General features: G+C 35.2%; 13 protein-coding genes, 1 tRNA gene and 2 pseudogenes. 13 read left to right on the top strand and 3 right to left on the bottom strand.

Annotation, left to right across the window (positions count from 1 at the left end; genetic code table 11):
- Nucleotides 1–51 precede the first annotated feature (51 nt).
- The 5 genes and pseudogenes from OOK97_RS03435 to lpdA all read left to right on the top strand — a co-directional run bounded on the left by OOK97_RS03435 (nucleotide 52) and on the right by lpdA (nucleotide 5,698).
- Complete coding sequence (locus OOK97_RS03435; RefSeq protein ID WP_264705628.1) at nucleotides 52–864, top strand: ATP-binding protein; 813 nt, start codon at nucleotides 52–54, stop codon at nucleotides 862–864.
- Between the two features lie 23 nt (nucleotides 865–887).
- A pseudogene (locus tag OOK97_RS07415) lies at nucleotides 888–1,798 on the top strand (AAA family ATPase).
- Between the two features lie 293 nt (nucleotides 1,799–2,091).
- On the top strand, nucleotides 2,092–3,438 hold the full coding sequence (locus tag OOK97_RS03420) for an IS110 family RNA-guided transposase (RefSeq protein WP_264705004.1): 1,347 nt from the start codon (nucleotides 2,092–2,094) through the stop codon (nucleotides 3,436–3,438).
- Nucleotides 3,439–3,480: 42 nt separating this feature from the next.
- Nucleotides 3,481–4,249 (top strand): annotated as a pseudogene (locus tag OOK97_RS07605) (IS110 family transposase); the annotation flags it as partial.
- A 75-nt stretch (nucleotides 4,250–4,324) separates the two neighbouring features.
- Nucleotides 4,325–5,698, top strand: a complete 1,374-nt coding sequence (gene lpdA / locus OOK97_RS03410) for a dihydrolipoyl dehydrogenase (protein WP_264705625.1) — start codon at nucleotides 4,325–4,327, stop codon at nucleotides 5,696–5,698.
- Nucleotides 5,699–5,703: 5 nt separating this feature from the next.
- Here the strand turns inward: lpdA and OOK97_RS03405 are convergent, their stop codons facing one another.
- Entirely contained in the window at nucleotides 5,704–6,096 is a 393-nt protein-coding gene (locus tag OOK97_RS03405) for a hypothetical protein (protein ID WP_006279962.1), read from the bottom strand.
- Between the two features lie 69 nt (nucleotides 6,097–6,165).
- Here OOK97_RS03405 and murG point away from each other — a divergent pair, with 69 nt between their 5' ends.
- Nucleotides 6,166–7,197, top strand: a complete 1,032-nt coding sequence (gene murG, locus OOK97_RS03400; protein WP_264705624.1) for an undecaprenyldiphospho-muramoylpentapeptide beta-N-acetylglucosaminyltransferase — start codon at nucleotides 6,166–6,168, stop codon at nucleotides 7,195–7,197.
- Here murG and gshB read toward each other — a convergent pair.
- Both gshB and OOK97_RS03390 read right to left on the bottom strand, forming a co-directional pair.
- Nucleotides 7,182–8,111 carry a glutathione synthase gene (gshB, locus tag OOK97_RS03395; protein WP_264705623.1) on the bottom strand — a complete coding sequence of 310 codons (930 nt, stop codon included), beginning with the start codon at nucleotides 8,109–8,111 and terminating at the stop codon, nucleotides 7,182–7,184. The two genes, murG and gshB, sit on opposite strands and share 16 nt — an antisense overlap.
- 60 nt (nucleotides 8,112–8,171) lie before the next feature.
- Complete coding sequence (locus tag OOK97_RS03390; RefSeq protein ID WP_006279461.1) at nucleotides 8,172–8,768, bottom strand: BON domain-containing protein; 597 nt, start codon at nucleotides 8,766–8,768, stop codon at nucleotides 8,172–8,174.
- A 140-nt stretch (nucleotides 8,769–8,908) separates the two neighbouring features.
- On the opposite strand from OOK97_RS03390, the gene OOK97_RS03385 reads away from it, so the two are divergent.
- The 7 genes from OOK97_RS03385 to OOK97_RS03355 all read left to right on the top strand — a co-directional run bounded on the left by OOK97_RS03385 (nucleotide 8,909) and on the right by OOK97_RS03355 (nucleotide 17,740).
- A tRNA-Leu gene (locus tag OOK97_RS03385) sits at nucleotides 8,909–8,990 on the top strand.
- Between the two features lie 158 nt (nucleotides 8,991–9,148).
- Entirely contained in the window at nucleotides 9,149–10,483 is a 1,335-nt protein-coding gene (gene tig / locus OOK97_RS03380; RefSeq protein WP_264705658.1) for a trigger factor, read from the top strand.
- An 11-nt stretch (nucleotides 10,484–10,494) separates the two neighbouring features.
- On the top strand, nucleotides 10,495–11,121 hold the full coding sequence (gene clpP / locus OOK97_RS03375) for an ATP-dependent Clp endopeptidase proteolytic subunit ClpP (RefSeq protein ID WP_006280254.1): 627 nt from the start codon (nucleotides 10,495–10,497) through the stop codon (nucleotides 11,119–11,121).
- A complete protein-coding gene (gene clpX, locus OOK97_RS03370) occupies nucleotides 11,121–12,398 on the top strand; it encodes an ATP-dependent Clp protease ATP-binding subunit ClpX (protein ID WP_006279985.1) in 1,278 nt (425 codons plus the stop codon). The genes clpP and clpX overlap by 1 nt, the downstream gene beginning before the upstream one ends.
- Nucleotides 12,399–12,413: 15 nt before the next feature.
- Complete coding sequence (gene lon / locus OOK97_RS03365) at nucleotides 12,414–14,867, top strand: endopeptidase La (RefSeq protein WP_264705622.1); 2,454 nt, start codon at nucleotides 12,414–12,416, stop codon at nucleotides 14,865–14,867.
- Nucleotides 14,868–15,150: 283 nt separating this feature from the next.
- Nucleotides 15,151–16,446: a Na+/H+ antiporter NhaC family protein gene (locus OOK97_RS03360; protein WP_264705621.1), complete on the top strand. Its 1,296-nt coding sequence runs from the start codon at nucleotides 15,151–15,153 to the stop codon at nucleotides 16,444–16,446.
- Nucleotides 16,439–17,740, top strand: coding sequence for a cbb3-type cytochrome c oxidase subunit I (locus tag OOK97_RS03355; RefSeq protein ID WP_264705620.1), 1,302 nt, complete (start codon nucleotides 16,439–16,441; stop codon nucleotides 17,738–17,740). Before OOK97_RS03360 ends, OOK97_RS03355 begins: the two co-directional genes overlap by 8 nt.
- Nucleotides 17,741–17,982 lie beyond the last annotated feature (242 nt).

The following is a 17,982-nucleotide window of genomic DNA, read 5'->3' as shown; positions in this document are numbered from 1 at the left end:
CATAAATTCTACCTTTCCTGAATATATAACATATACCATTGAGGTAAATAAATGACTTTTAAAATTTTAAACAATAATGAAAGATTGAAAACAACTACAGGCATAAAAGTAGTAATTTTTGGTCCTTACGGTATTGGTAAAACCAGTCTCTTAAAGACTATAAGTGAACCAACACTATGTCTTGACTTTGAAGCAGGTCTGCTTGCTGTTCAAGATTGGCAGGGAGATTCAATTAGTGTTCGTACTTGGAATCAAGCTCGGGATATTGCCTGCCTAATTGGTGGTCCGAACCCTGCACTAAAATCTGATCAGGCGTATAGTCAGAAACACTATGAGCATGTCTGTAGCAAGCACAAAGATCTTCTTTCTGAAGTGTCTAAATACCGATGCATCTTTGTGGATAGTATAACCGTTGCTTCACGTTTATGTCTATTATGGGCAAGGATGCAACCTGAAGCTTTTTCTGAGAGAAGTGGAAAGCAAGACATGAGAGCTGCTTACGGAATACTTGCGCAAGAGATGATGGCATGGCTCAATCAGTTTCAACATATCAGAGATAAAGACATCATCACAGTTGGCACATTAGGTCAATATCTCGATGACTGCAATCGTCCAACTTGGCTACCTCAATGTGAAGGAGCTAAAACTGCTAGTGAGATTCCAGGGATAGTTGATGAGGTAATCAGCATGGTTGGAATCAAGAAAGATGATGGAACAGAGAAACGTTCATTTGTCTGTCAGACTATTAATAGTTGGGGATATCCAGCTAAAGATCGCAGTGGCTGCTTGAATATGGTTGAAGAACCACATTTGGGTAAATTACTTGCAAAAATTAAAGCCAAAACTTTGGCACCTATTGCTTAATTAAAAATTGGAGAATAATTATTATGGAACAAAGCTTTTTCAATATCGGTCAAAAAATTCCCTTTTTCAGTGTGAAAGAATACTTGAATGATCAATCACCAATACCAGAAGATATAATCTCGCCAAGGATTCTGACAAAAAGAGGTCTATTAGTACTGGGTGGCCCACCTAAGATTGGCAAAAGCGACTTTTTGATCTCTTGGCTTGTTTACATGGCTGCTGGAGTTTCATTTTTGGGTATGACTCCAAGCAAACCTATGAAAATTTTCTATCTGCAAACTGAAATTGAATATGAATATATGAAAGAACGTTTGCAACAACTTCAACTGGATAACGAACTTTTGAATATATAGCCTTTCTTATAATAGTCCGAATGCGATAAGATATGTGTTTATGGCTATAGCAGGCCAGTAGCATATTACGGTCTGTTCGGATTATTGTAAAAAAAGCTATAGCTGCCAATAACTTAATCATTACACCAAGAGTACAATTATCTTTCAGCAGTGAAGAAATAGATGAAATTAAAAATGTTATTAAAGAGCGTTTTAAACCTGATATTATTGCAATCGATCCTCTTCGCAACATCTTCAACTCAAGTGAATATGGCAATGAAAATGACAATAGCGCTATGCTATTCTTTTTGCAAAAAACGCTTGAAAGACTGAGAAATGTTATCAATCCAGATTCGGGCATAATACTCACTCACCACACAAAAAAATTATCGAAAAAGATGCTGGAAGAAGATCCATTTCAAGGCCTAAGCGGTGCTGGATCTTTACGTGGATTTTATAGCACTGGCATGGTGATGTTTGCTCATGATGAGGAAAGCACTGTCCGTCAAATAGTATTTGAGCTTCGTAATGGTGAACGTGTAGCAAGTAAGCTTGTTGATAAGATAGATGGTCGTTGGAAGCTTGCAGACCAATGGAGTTGATTCCTTTTTTTCACTTAATTTATAGCACCGAACAGAAAAATCTGTCAAACCAGGAAGAAACTCTCCAATTTAAGTTTTAGTAGTTTTTAAGTACAATTGTACAGGAGGTGCTTTTGCAGTTATAACCGAATGTTTCACTGGTGCCATAAGTGCCCGTTTTATAGCATGGTTTTGGGAGGAACGTTCGAACCATTGATGGAGCCATATTTTATGACTACCTCGTTTAGGAGATTGTATAATCTTAACCATTCCCAAGCTGAAGCGCTTCGTTATTATAAATTATAGGAGCTACCATGAAAAAAGCAAAAAGTAAATTAGAGATAATGAATCCTAACGCAGCAGGAATAGATATCGGTTCATCTGTGCATTATGTATGTATACCTGAAGAAAGAGATGAACAACGTGTACAAAAGTTTAGCTGCTTCACAGAAGATCTTCACAATATAGCAAAGTGGTTAAAGAAGTGTAAAGTTACTACAGTAGCTATGGAGTCAACAGGAGTATATTGGATTCCTTTGTTCCAAGTACTTGAATCGTATGGATTCGAAGTAAAACTGGCAAATGCAAGGCATGTAAAAAATGTACCTGGGAGAAAATCAGACGTCCAGGATTGCCAATGGCTACAACAACTACACAGTTATGGGTTAATCCAAGGATCGTTTAGGCCAGATGATCAAATGTGCATATTGCGTAGTTATGTTCGGCAACGTAAAAATCTTACAGAAAGTGCGACTACACACATTAATAGGATGCAAAAGGCGTTAGTACAAATGAATATTCAGTTACATAAAGTAATAAGCCATATAACAGGTGTCACTGGAATGCAAATTATTAAGGCTATAATCGAAGGTGAAAGAAATCCTAATAAATTAGCTGAATTAAGGGATGTGCGAATAAAGAGTGATAAATCGGCTATTGCCAAAGCACTAACAGGTGACTACAGAGAGGAACATTTATTTGCATTACAGCAGGAATTTGAACTATACAATGTTTATCAGGAAAAAATAGCAGAGTGTGACAAAAATATTGAAAACCACTATAAGACATTTGAAGCAAAATCTGACGAGAGTAGAGAGTTAAGCAAGGAAAGAAGTAAGTATCGAAAAGATAAGCTAAACTTTGCCTTGCGTGAAGAATTGTATCGAGTAACCGGTATAGATTTTACTAAAATTCCTGGATTTGATGTACTAACTGTACAAGCTATTATTTCGGAAGTTGGTATTAACTACAGTAAATGGCAATCAGAAAAGCATTTTACTTCATGGTTGGGGCTAAGTCCTGCTAATAAGATTACAGGGGAAAAAGTATTTAGGACAAGAACTCGTGAGGTTATCAATCGTGCTGCGAATGCATTTCGAATGGCTGCTTATGCCGTGGGAAAAAGTAAGAGTGCATTGGGTGCATATTATAGAAGATTAAAAAAGCAACTGGGATCCCCAAAAGCAATTACTGCTACAGCAAGGAAATTAGCGTGTATCTTCTATCAAATGTTGAGATACGGACAAGAGTATGTGGAAAAAGGAATGAACTATTACGAAACACGTTACAAAGAGAGAGTCGTGAAAAATTTGATCAAAAAGGCACGGGTTTTTGGTTATATCTTGGTGCAACAGGAAGAGCTAATTGAGGGAGTTTCTTAGGAGAAACAAATATAGTCGATTTACCCATCAAGTTATGTGTAAACTGGTGGCTATGAAAAGCTCATTATAAAATTGTTGCAAGATAACTGTCCATAAAGCTCACCCGAATCGGGTATATGCATTTGCCAAAGCTTGCAATCATTTTGCAAAAACTGACAAGTTAGATGCTAAATTACTGGAAAAATACGCTGAATTTGTCAGTAAAGACGGTGAAGTAAAAGGATGTGTAATTTCAAAAAAGCAAGAGGAATTAAAGGAGCTGGGGGCAGTTGAGCGTAATTTAAATGATGCAATTCATGCAAACAAGTGTCGCCTGCAAAGTGCGACGGGAAAAGCTAGAGAATACATAGAAAGACAGATAGGGTTTGCTGAAAAACAATTGAAAGAAATTAGGCAAGACATAGAAGACACAATAGATTCTGACCCTGAATTGAAAGGAAAAAATGAGCTTTTAATCAGCTATAAAGGTATTGGATCAAAGACGGCGAGCGTTCTACTGACAGAGGTGCCTGAGCTTGGTAGATTAGAGAATAGAGAAATTGCATGCTTGGTTGGAGTTGCACCTAAAACTAGTGAAAGTGGAAGAAAAGTTGGCAAAGCTCAAATCAAAGGAGGCAGGTTTTATGCAAGGAAAGCACTATACATGTCAGCTCTTGTTGCTATGCGCCACAACAGAAAAATGAAAGCGTTTTATCAGCGTTTGGTTGATTCTGGCAAAGCTGCTAAGGTTGCATTAGTTGCTGTCATGAGAAAAATTATCGTTTGTTTAAATGCCATGATAAAAAATAACAACTTTTATCTTGACTCTTAAGACGGTAGATGACAGACCATTGATTGTATGGGTTCCATCTGTTATATATAATCTTTTTGAATACGAAGAAAACTGATGAATGAGTATGATATTACGGTTATAGGTAGCGGTCCTGGTGGTTATATAGCGGCAATTAGGGCGGCACAGCTTGGGTTTAAAACTGCAATTGTGGAAAAAGAAAAAAATTTAGGCGGTATATGCTTAAATTGGGGATGTATACCAACAAAATCACTGCTTAGAGCATCTGAGGTTTATAGGCTAATAAAAAGATCAAAAGAGTTTGGTATAGAAGTAAAGGAAGCGAGTTTTGATATACAATCAATAGTGAAATATTCAAGAAACGTTGTTGATAAATTGTCAAGTGGTGTTGCATATTTGATGAAAAAAAATAATATCAAAGTTCATCAAGGTTTTGGTAAACTTGCAGGTAATAGTACTATAAAAGTCGTTAGCGATAAGGAAGAACAAGAAATTGTTTCCAAGCATATCATTTTAGCAACAGGCGTGAGGGCACGGAATCTGCCTGGAATAGAGGCAGATGGAGATTTAATATGGAATGCGCAGCACGCTATGACTCCAGAGAGATTACCAAAATCGCTACTAATTATAGGGTCTGGTGCAATTGGAATAGAATTTGCAAGTTTTTATAGTACTTTGGGGGTTGATGTAACAATCATAGAGATAAAGAGCACTATTTTGCCGCTGGAGGATAAAGACATTTCAGATTTAGCACAAGAAATATTCACAAAACAGGGGATAAAAATATATACAAATAGTAGCGTAAAAGCTTTGACTAAAAATAAAGACTCTGCTCAAGTGCTACTAAGTAGTGGTGAGAGCAAAGAATTTGATAGGGTGATTGTTGCGGTTGGCATTCAGGCAAATACTGAAAATATAGGTTTAGAAAATACAAAAATTAAATTAAGCCCTTCTGGTTTTATTGAAATAAATGAATGGTATGAAACTAGTGAATCAAATGTGTATGCAATAGGTGATGTAGCTGGCCCACCATGTTTAGCACATAAAGCGAGCCATGAAGCCGTGATCTGCATTGAAAAGATTGCTGGTAAAGGTACTCATGCGTTAAAAAAAGAATGCATACCAAATTGCACTTATTCTCATCCACAAATAGCGAGCATCGGCCTTACTGAGGAACAGGCAATAAAAGGTGGGTATGATATAAAAATAGGAAAATTTCACTCTAACTTTAATGGTAAGTCTGTTGCACTCAGTGAAACTGAAGGGTTAGTGAAAACGATTATAGATAAAAAAACCGGAGAAATTCTGGGTAGCCACATGATAGGTGCAGAAGTAACGGAGTTAATTAGCAATTTTGCTCTTGCAAAGCAACTAGAAGGAACAGACTTCGACATAAAATCTACGATTTTTCCTCATCCAACCATTTCAGAGATGATACACGAATCAGTGCTTGCTGCAGATGTTAAATAGTTGAATTAACGTTCCATTGTTTTAGAGTTGTCAATGTCTTGAGTAGTAGTTTGATTAGGCACTTTAGTTTCAATAGATTGATTACCACCAGCATCAGAATTCTGTAACTCTTCTTTCAATCCCTTAGCTGCTTCTTTGACTTCAAGCTTTGCCTTTGGATGAAGATCTTCTGGGCCTTTTCCTTTAGTATCCAAACCTTGTTGTAGATTAGTGCTTTTCATTTTATTATGCTGCTCGTGCTCAGGTAGGTCAACGACCGAATTGAAAAGAATTTTTATTATATTTTTTAGCAGTTCTAAAAAACCTCCGCTTCTGCCTTCTCTTTGTTCTTGAGGTTTATTTTTCTCATTAGGTTCTTTTTTACTATTACTTTTAGGCATTTTTAACTCAACTATCATAACGCTTAATAAAATTCTACGTGCAAATTGTTAAATAACAGTTAACAATCTAGGATTTATTATTTACAGATGGATATTATTTTAGCAACAGGTGGCACAGGTGGGCATATCTTTCCGGCCATAGCTTTAGCAAAAGCACTAAAGACACAAGGATACAATTGCATATTATTCACTGATAAAAAAACAAATAAAAATACCGACATAGAAAGCTACACCTTACCATTACGTAGACCAAGCAGCAACAAATTTAAGTTTTTCCTTTTCTTGATATACAGCTCTATGTTAGCACTGTATCAAGTAAGAAAATTAAAACCAAAATCGGTCATTGGTTTTGGTAGCTATGCTTCTTTTCCAACTCTTCTTGCAGCAAGAGTTCTTTCTATACCTATAATTTTACATGAACAAAACACAGTTTTAGGGAGAGTAAATAGATTCTTTTTCAAGAGTGCAAAATTAATTGCAACCAGCTTTCCGGAGACTAAATATGCAGAGGGCAATAAATGTATTTTTACAGGAAATTTTGTTGATATAAAAGCACAGAGCCATTCTAGCACTGAGAAAATCCTAAATATATTGGTCATAGCAGGCAGCCAAGGTGCAAATTTTTTTGATGATGTAGTAAGCAGCGTAATTTGTGATTTACCTATTAAAATGAAAAAGAAAATTAGAGTGACGCAGCAATGTACGAAGAAAAATGTAAACAAGGTCAAAAGTCTATACAAAAGTGAAAAGATCGATTGTGAATTGAGTGAATTTTTTGATGATATGAAGAATAGACTGGCCAATGCTCACTTGGTAATTAGCAGAGCAGGAGCAACTTCAATAGCAGAGATCACTCTTGCTAGGCGTTCTGCTATATATATTCCTTACCCTTACTCAAAAGATAATCACCAATTTTATAACGCAAAATATATTGAAGACTCGAGAGCAGCTATAATAGTTGAGCAGAATAGTGAAGCAAAAAAAAATCTAACAGAGGTACTATTTGATCTATTAAATAATTCTCAAAAATTGCGTGATATGACCAATAGTACAGAAAAAACAGGGATAAAGAATGGGACTACTGAGTTTGTTAAGGTGATTGTTCACAGGTTTAGTTGATGGCTGCTTGCTTTTTCTTCAAACACGTCCCAAAGATCCTTTTCTAGCGATATATTATACAATTTATTGATATAAACTACTCCCGTGGGTGAAGTTGTGTTAATTTCGAGCAGGAAGTCATCTATAATATCAATACCAACAAATATTAGCCCCCTTTTCTTTAATTCAGGACCAATTTTGTTACATATTTCATTGTCCCTATCGTTCATTTGAGCGGGTTCAAAACTTGCTCCAAGCCGCACATTTGTCCTGATCTCTCCACTGATTTTTGGAATTCGTTTCATTACACCAATTGGTTGGCCATAAAGCAGCAATATTCTTTTATCTTTATCTATGTTTTTACAAAATGATTGTGCAATCACAGGGCATTCGTATTTTGCTATCATGAGATCCACTACTACTTGAATACTATTCTCATCTTGTATTCTTATCACATCGTTTCCTCCATAACTATACAATGGCTTCAGAATAATATCTTGATAGTTGTAGTAGAAATCTCTAATCATTGATATATTTTCAGTAATCAAAGTTGGCGGAATTAGCTCTGGAAATAATGAAGTTATCAATTTTTCAGGACAATTTCTTATTTCTGTTGGATTGTTAATTACCAATGCGCTGGTTTTTTCTAAGATATATGTTGTTGTAATATAACGCATATCAAAGGGTGGATCCTGTCTGATAAATATGATGTCCATTTCATTCAAGTTGATTGCTACATCCTCTTTAGAGATAAAACTAAAATCATCAACGCTGACTTTCTGAGCCAGAGCAATTGGATGGTTTAGCTTTAGTGCTAAATTGTTAGGAGCATAGACAAAAACTTCGTGCTTCCTCCTTTGTGCTTCCTTTATTAGCACGAATGTAGTGTCAGTTTCAAAATTTATATTTTCATCCATCTGAAAGGCAATTTTCATTTATGTTCTCTACCTATTGTCACAACTGTACAAATGTTATAATTTGAAAGCGATTTTTGCCTAATGGCGTAACTTACTGTACCTGTATCGTACATAACTTACAACTTGTTTTACTCCCTTTACTTTTCTTGCAATTGCTATTACAGCTTTTAATTCCGCTTTATTTTGGGCTATACCCATCAAATAAACAACTCTATCAACCGTATTAACGCTATAATTAATTGACTTAATATTTCTTTTTCCCAGAAGTCTTGTTCTTATTTCCGCTGTTATCATGCCATCTACAGTGGTGTCTAGCATGGAAGCCATTTGAATTGGTATTACTCTTATTTCATTTATCACTTCTTTAATTTCTTTTTGCTGCCAAGCTATTTTTTCTGCTGTAAGTTGTTTTTCAGGAGTGTCAACACTTCCAATGAGCAATACTCTTCCTTCACTTACTTTAACCTTTATGGATGAAAATAGCCCATGTTTTAAGAGCCCCTTATTAATTCTGATGACCATAGTCGTATCATCAATGATATTTCCCAAGGATTTGTCCTGCATTGTTATTGCTGTTGCTGTCGCTGTAGCCACCACACCACCTATTATAAGGGTTGTGCAACCACTTTGTGTAATCAAAAAAATTGCGAGTAAGAAGCTTGTTATTAATCTCATTATTGATTTTCATGGTTTAGAGCTTTCATTAAGAAATGTTAATAAGCTTTTTTGATTGTGTAAATACCATAAATTAAGTAAGACTTTAAACCTTGAATATTTTTAATGGAATACCTATAATAGGGTAATGAAAATTTCTTGCGGATATGGCGGAATTGGTAGACGTGCCAGGTTTAGGTCCTGGTGAGCTTGCTCGTGGGGGTTCAAGTCCCTCTATCCGCACTTTAAAGTCATGTAACTTAGGTTTTAAGGGAAAATTTATAATCACTAAATACACTTTTGTTTGTATAAAAACCTGTTCTTAAGGATTGTGTTTAACTTAAATTCTGGTAAAATGACTCTATTAAGATATGAATTAAAATGTTAATAAATGAATTATGATGTCTAATAATATACCTCAAAATACAGTCGAAGTAAGTAGCGTATATACCTACAAAGAGCTTAGTATAGATAAACTAAAGTATGAGTATGAAATCACAGTTGGTAGTGATTATATAAAACAAAAGGTAAATTCCAGGTTGCAAGAGATAGCAGAAAATGCAAAATCACCTGGATTTAGGGCTGGAAAGATGCCCTATGACCTTGTTGTTGCAAATTATAAAAACGAGGCTTTGGAATATGTGATAAATAATACAATTGATTATTGCTCAAGTGATTTGATGAAAAAAATTGAAGTCAAGTCTCACATTTATCCTAAGGTTGATGTTATATCATTACCAGATCTGGGCAAAGAAAATGAGGAGGGCAATTTTGTATACAAGCTATCTTTTGAGTCGATGCCTGAAGTACCAGTGATAGATCTTGACAAAATAAACTTAAAGAAAATTGAAGCAAAGATTGAAGAGGAAGATATAAAAGAATTTATTGATTCTATTAAAACAAAGTTCCCCAATTTCGCCTCTGTTGATGATGCTTCTTATCAAGCGAAAGATGGGGATAAATTGATAATTGATTTTGAAGGGCGGATTAGGAATAAGCTCTTTCAAGGTGGAAGTAGCAAAAATTTTGCCGTTAATTTAGGGTCTGGCACATTTATTAATGGTTTTGAAGATCAATTAACTGGTATGAAAAAGGGAGAAACAAAGAACTTTAAGTTGAAATTTCCTGAAAATTACCAAGCCATTTCCCTTGCAGGACAGGAAGCTGATTTTTCTGTGCGAGTTAATGAGATTCAAATTGCCAAAGATTTTGAAAATGATGATGAAATAGCTAGGAGTATTGGTTTTAAAGATTATTCTTTGCTAATAAGTCATGCAAAAAAAATGATTGGTGATCAGTGCACCGAAATGAGAAATCTCTTAATTAAAAAAGAGCTATTTGATTATTTGGATGCTAATTATAGTTTTGATTTACCCACAGACATAGTAAAACAGGAGCAACAAAGAATGGAAGGAGAATTGGGTGCTCAAAATGATTCTCGTAAAGAAGCTGAAAAACGTGTAAAGCTTGCTATGTTATTTATGAAATTTAGTGCAGAACATAAAATATCATTAACTCAAAATGATGTTTTGAATGTTATTGTAAATCAATATGTCAGTAAGGATGTACCGTTTGACAGAGTACTTAAGCATTTTGAATCAAATAAACAATTTCAAGAATTAGTTAGAGGGCAAGCGCTTGAGTATAAAGTGACAGATTATATAATAGAAAAAGTTAGTAAAGAAGAGCAGATTGTTTCTGTGAAAGAATTAAAGGAATTATTTGATAATATTTAATAGGAAAAGGTATGACTCTTATACCAATTGTAGTTGAACAAACTAGTCGCGGTGAGCGCGCTTATGACATATATTCAAGACTAGTGAAAGAAAGAATAATTTTTGTAACAGGTCCTATTGAAGACAATATGGCCAGTGTAATAGTAGCACAGCTTTTATTTTTAGAATCGGAAAATCCCGATAAAGACATTTGTATGTACATCAACTCACCAGGTGGTGTTGTAACTGCTGGTTTGTCGATCTACGATACAATGCAGTATATAAACCCAGACGTTTCAACTTTATGTATAGGTCAAGCTGCGTCTATGGGTTCTTTATTGCTTGCAGCTGGTACAAAAGGTAAGCGCTACTCTCTACCTCATTCAAGAATTATGATACATCAGCCATCTGGTGGTTATCATGGTCAAGCAACTGATATAGAAATACATGCTAATGAAATTTTGCGGGTTAAGAAAAAACTAAATCAAATTTATGAAAAACATACTGGAAATTCACTGAAGAAAATTGAAGGAATGATGGAAAGAGATAAATTCATGGATCCTGAAGAAGCAAGGAAAATTGGCTTAATTGACAGGGTGATAGCTGAGCGTACAGATATTGAAATTGAAAATATTAAAGTTAAACAAAAGGTGGGTTAATGGATAACAATAATGATTTACACTACTGTTCTTTTTGCAACAAGGCGCAAGATGAAGTAGATAAATTGATTACTAACTCTTCGGATGGTTTAAAGGTGTTTATTTGTAATGAGTGCATAGAATTATCCCATAAAGCAATAAGTCAAAAGAAAGATAGATCTTTTAATTCAGATCGTATATCTGATATGAAGCTATTACTAAAGAAACCTGAGGATATAAAAAACTTTCTCAGCAAGCATGTTGTAGGTCAAGAACACGCGCAACACGTTTTATCTGTAGCTATGTATAACCATTGTCAATCCATGGTACAATTTCATGCTATAAGTGATATTGAAATCGAGAAGTCAAATATAATGCTTATTGGTCCCACTGGTTCTGGTAAGACTTTGCTAGCCAAAACACTTGCTAAAGTTTCAGATGTGCCATTTGCTATGGCTGATGCGACAACTTTAACTGAGGCAGGTTATGTGGGTGATGATGTAGAAAGCGTGTTGTCGCGTTTATTACAAGCTGCAAATTATGACGTTGTAAAAGCACAGCGTGGTATAGTGTTTATAGATGAAATAGACAAGATTACAAGAAAATCTGAAAGCACTTCAATAACCCGTGACGTTTCAGGTGAAGGGGTCCAGCAAGCTCTGCTTAAGATTATGGAGGGTACAGTTGCTTATGTTCCGCCACAAGGAGGGCGAAAACACCCACAACAAGAGTTTATACAAGTGGATACTAGTAACATACTGTTTATTTGTGGAGGAGCTTTTGAAGGCCTCGATAAAATTATTGAAGCGAGAAAAAAGGGAACGTCAGTTGGCTTTGGAGCAGATATAAGTCAGTCTAAAGAGCAAAAGAAAAAGAATGCTTTACATGATGTTCAACCTGAAGATTTAATCAAATTCGGTTTAATACCCGAATTTGTAGGGCGGGTTCCAATAACTGCTGTTTTAGATGAGCTGGATCATGAAGATTTAATACATGTGTTGACAGAGCCAAGGAATGCACTAATAAAACAGTACAAAGCATTGCTTGCGTTTAGCAAAGTAAACCTTGAGTTTTCAGATGAAGCAATATCAGCTATTGCTAAAAAGGCTATAAGCTACAAAACAGGTGCAAGAATGTTACGTGCTATCTTGGAGTCACTTTTGCTTGACATTATGTATACATCTGGAAACGGAGGCTTTGAAGGTAGCACTATAGTAATCACTAAGAAAATGGTAGAATTAGGAAAAGCAACGGTTAATCATAATAACAATGGCAATGTTATAACGGTTAATGATTAATTTGAGGCATATATTATGAACATTGAACGTGCTGTAAGCTCTAGTTTTACTGCATTGCCAGTATTACCTTTAAGAGATGTAGTAATTTTTCCAAATATAATGGTGCCTTTATTCATAGGCAGAGAAAAATCTGTTAATGCACTAGAGTATGCAATAAGTAGTAGTAATCACCAAAATGAGATTTTTCTTGTAGCACAGAAAGATGGCTCTGTTGATAATCCAGAGCCTGAAGATCTTTATGAAGTAGGTGTGTTAGCAAGCATTGTACAACCGTTAATAAAATTACCTGACAATGCAGTAAAAGTTATAATCCGGGGGATAAGAAGGGGAAGAGTTGTAGAATATATTAGCTCTCATACTTTATTACAAGCCAGGGTAGAGTTAGACAATTATTATAAAGAAGATGAAGACAATATTGATTTAGAAGCTTTAAGGCGGTCTGTTGTAGACGCGTTCGATAGCTGGTGTAAGCTAAACAAGAAAAATCAACCCGAGGTTGCCATTAACTCCATTGATCAAATCAAAGAAGTTGATCAACTTGTAGACACGGTAGCTTCACATTTAAATATAAAAGTATCAGATAAACAAAGTATACTTGAGGCTTATGACCCAGAAGAGCGTTTTAAAAAAGCTTTTGCTTTTATTGAGAGAGAAATGAGTATTTTGAACGCACAAAACCGTTTATATAAGACAATTAAATCGCAAGTTGAAAGCACTCAGAAAGTTTACTACCTTAACGAGCAATTGAAAGCTATACAGAAAGAATTAGGCGAATTTGAGAATGGTGATGAAGGGAATATACTCAATGAATTTGAAAAAAAGATAAATGAAACAAAGCTTTCTCAGGAAGCAAGAGAGAAAGCTATAACTGATTTGAAGAGATACAAGAAAATGAATCCCATTTCTCCTGAAGCTACAGTTATATCTAGTTACTTGCATTGGTTACTTGATTTGCCGTGGGGAAAGTACAAAGATGCAAAAATTAACTTAAATGCAGCTAAAAAAATCTTAGATGAAAATCATTATGGCATAGAGAAAGTAAAAGATAGAATAATAGAATTTTTAGCGGTATTAAAAAGAGTAAAAGAGATAAAAGGTCCTATACTTTGCTTAGTTGGACCGCCAGGTGTTGGTAAAACTTCTTTAGCTAAGTCTATGGCAAGAGCAGTAGGAAGAGATTTTGTTCGCATAGCTCTTGGTGGTGTGCGTGATGAGTCTGAGATACGAGGGCATAGGAAAACTTATATTGGCTCAATGCCTGGTAAAATCATTCAACACATGAAAAAAGCTAATTCATGCAACCCGCTTTTTCTGCTTGATGAAATAGATAAGATGGGTTCTGATTCGCGTGGCGATCCTGCATCTGCATTACTTGAGGTTTTAGATACTGAGCACAATAAACACTTTACGGATCATTACTTGGAAGTTGAGTTTGATCTTTCAAGTGTAATGTTTGTAGCTACGGCAAACAGCTTAAATTTACCACATCCTTTGCGTGATAGGATGGAAATTATACAATTGTCCGGGTATACTGAAGATGAAAAAATCAGTATTGCTACACACCACCTTATTCCGAAGTTAAAGAAGGAGCATGGTTTGTATCAGAAGGAATGGGACATAACTAATGAGGCGTTATACGAGTTGATACGTTTATATACACGTGAAAGTGGTGTGCGGAGTATGGAAAGGGAGCTTGCAAAGCTCATGAGAAAGGCAGTTAAAGAAATATTGACTGATAAAAATAAGAAAATATCCGTAGGGGTTGACAATTTACAAGATTATTTAGGGGTACGTAAATATACCTTTGGCATTGCGGAAAATGAGAGTTTAGTAGGAATAGTAACTGGGCTCGCCTATACTGAAACAGGTGGTGATATTTTGATGATAGAATCAGTCCTAATTCCGGGCAAGGGAGAAATAAAATACACAGGAAAGCTTGGAGAGGTTATGCAAGAATCTATAAAAGCTGCGTATAGTTATATTCGATCAAATTGTTTGTTTTTTGGTATAAAGCCCGAAAAATTCCAAAATAATGATATACATTTACATGTACCTGAGGGTGCAGTACCAAAAGATGGCCCTTCTGCTGGCGGCGCGGTATGTACGTCTATTGTTTCTCTTATGACGAATATACCAGTTAACAAAAATGTTGCTATGACAGGCGAAGTGACATTGCGTGGTAGAGTTTTAGCTATTGGGGGCTTAAGAGAAAAATTGCTTGCAGCGCTCAGAGGATCAATCAAAACTGTGATTATACCAAGTGAAAATGAGAAAGATATGCAAGAGATTCCGGCAAGCATCAAAGAGGGGATCAACGTAGTTTTTGCTAAGAATATTGATGAAGTTATGAAAGTTGCTTTAATGCACCCTACTACTCCAATTGATGGTGATGATAATCAAAATAGTGTGCCTTCCTCTATAGAAAGTAAAGATGATACTTTTCCTATGTCGGAAACATTGAAGCATTAGATTAAAAAAATATTATCAATCTCCATTTCTCTTTTATCCGGCAAAAATCCACCAACTTGTGCATCCCATAAGGATATGACTTGCTTTGTTGTTATGTCATTCATATTTTTTACTTATTCTATCTCCCAGTTTAATTCAAGTAGATGATATATTATAATAGTCCTTTTCATGGAAACCTTTTCTGGTAGATTGCTTTCTAGAAAAACATTGGTCAAGGTGCTAACTGTGGTTTATAATAATATAAATTATATCATAGTTGATTTGCATTTATCAGAGCTGAGGTATGTTTTATCTTACAAATTTTTTGCCTATTTTACTGTTCCTATTTCTTTTTGTAGGAAGTGGTATATATTTTACTATTCTTGGCGTGTCAAATGCTTTTTATCAGTTATCTCCACTGGTAGCCATTGTTCCTGCCATAGCTCTGGGTTGGGTTTTATACAAGGGCAATACTGAAGAAAAAATGTATGCCTTTCTAGATGGGGTAAGAGATCGTAATATTATCACTATGTGTATCATTTTCTTACTTGCAGGTGCATTCAGTGAAGTAACTAAAGCAATCGGTAGTGCTAATGCCACAGTTAATTTGGCTCTTTCATTTATACCAACACAATTTTTACTCATAGGATTATTTTTTGTAGCAGCTTTCATCTCCACTGCTATTGGTACATCAATGGGCACCATTGCAACAATTGCTCCTATTGCAGTTGAACTGACACAAGCTGGGATTTCTCCTTCCTTAGGAGTTGCAACCGTTGTAGGAGGAGCAATGTTTGGCGACAATTTATCTATTATCTCTGATACTACAATTGCATCTGTGATGTCTCAAAAGGCTGATATAAAGAAAAAATTAAAACTGAATGCAAAAGTGGCACTAATTGCTTCTATATTCACAATAATTATATTATTTTATAGCTCAAGCAATAGTGCTGCTATTTCAGTTAAGGAGTATTCTTTATTGCTTGTGACTCCTTACATAATACTTATATTGCTTGCAAACTTTGGAATAAATGTATTTACGGCATTGGTTTTAAGCATAACTTTTGCTGGAATCATTGGATTTATAAATAACAACAATCATGGTTTATTGTTTTTAAGCCAAAACATCACTAAGGGGTTTATGAGTATGCATGAAATTATGCTACTGTCATTGATGGTTGGCGGGCTTTCAGGACTGGTAGGTAAAAATTCTAAGGAGTTTGCAGATAAACTTTCATCTTGGGTTATGATACAACGTGGTGGACAAAAAACAGCGCAGTTATTTATTGCAAAAATAGTCAGTATATTTGATATTTTACTTGCAAATAATACCATCGCTATAATTTTTAGCGGTGAAATTGCTAGAGATATTGCTAAGAAATATGAAATACCGCCTCACTATAGTGCAGCATGGCTAGGCATATTTTCTTGTGTATTTCAAGGATTAATACCGTATGGCGCTCAATTGCTTTTGGCTAGCACTATTGCTGGAGTTTCACCTTTGGCAGTCGTGCCACACGTATACTATTGCTATGTTTTAGGTATTATTGCAGTGTTATATATTGTATTGAACAAAATTGAGAAAAAAGATTGTGCTTAATATACAAGACAACGCTCCGCTCTGTAGAAAATGGATGTTCTTGGCAGTATGTGCTCTTGCTTGCTCTGGGTTACTGTCAATAATTGTTATTTTTCTACGATTGCCTTTTATCTCCTCTCTTGTTCCTTCTGCACAATATATTTTTGATAATGCGCTGGTAATACACGTGAACTTGTCAATTTTAGTGTGGATGTGCTCTATAATATCTCTGCTCTTTATCATAAACCTACAAAATACCAATAGTTGGTTTAACTTTTCATGGGTTCTATCAACCCTTTCGATGCTGCTCATGTTTATATCCGCATTCGTTCCAAACACTGAAGTTATCAAAAGTAACTATATTCCCGTATTACAAAACAAATTATTTTTACTTGGACTCAGTTTATTTATTGCCAGCATATTAATAAATGCAGTTCTTGCATATATGTCAAATAAGCAAGCCTCATACCTCTGCATGGGACAAATTGGGCTAGTTATTATACTTGTATCGTCATTTCTTTGCTTTGTTTTAGCATATAATAATATGCCTCCAGGTCTATATCACTCAGATAATAATTTATTTTACGAATATCTCTTTTGGGGAGGCGGACATTTATTGCAGTTTGCTTTTACTCAAGGAATGTTTTTAGTCTATTTAATAATGCTAAGTTCCAATGATATTAGTTTAGCTTCAAACAATAAAATTACTATTTTACCACTATTTATAAACACGATTTTAGCTGTAGGCGCACCGTTTGTATATTTTGTTTATCCAGTTGATAGTGCCAAGTTAATACAGTTTTTTACTTGGCATATGAGGATTGCTGGAGCAGTTTTGCCGTGCTTTTTGATAATATTAGTGTGCTGCAACATCAGAACTTTTATTAATGATAAAAGCAACTATTTATTACATTCATTTTTGTTGTTCACTTATGGAGATGTGCTCGGAGTGTTGACTATTGAAGGAAATGTCACCATTCCCGCTCATTATCACGGTTCTGTAGTTGGGATCACTATAGCTTTTATGAATTTCATTTATTGGCTGTTACCCAAATTAAACTTTAAAGAGGTAAAAAACTCTATCGTAAAATTACAGATTTATGCCTACAGTATAGGGCATTTTCTCCATATCACTGGTCTTGTGTGGCTTGGTGGATATGGTGCCTTAAGAAAAGTTGCAGATCTGCCAAGTATTTCATCAATGTTAGCACGCACGTGCTTCATTATAGGTGGCGCTATATCAGTTGTTGGTGGAATGTTGTTCGTAATAATTGTGCTTTTACATCTGTTAAAAGGCAAAGCGCGTACCAACTGACCCATAGAAACGAAAAAACTTACTTGACAAACTCCGCTAGCGCCCTTATCATGAAACTGAAGCTATTTATTTATCTTCTCTGTACAGATTAAATGACAAAAAAACTCAACGTATTTGGCGTCTCATGTTTAATTTTTTGCACTATGTGCACCTTATGTCTTTATCAAATTTCTAGGTTTTTACCTACACAAGCTGAAATACGCTTATAAAGCATTTAAAACATAAAAAAACGCCAACTTAAA

This window comes from Wolbachia endosymbiont (group A) of Gymnosoma rotundatum, assembly GCF_947250765.1.
Lineage (GTDB): Bacteria > Pseudomonadota > Alphaproteobacteria > Rickettsiales > Anaplasmataceae > Wolbachia > Wolbachia pipientis.
This window is presented reverse-complemented; position numbering and strand designations above follow the sequence as displayed.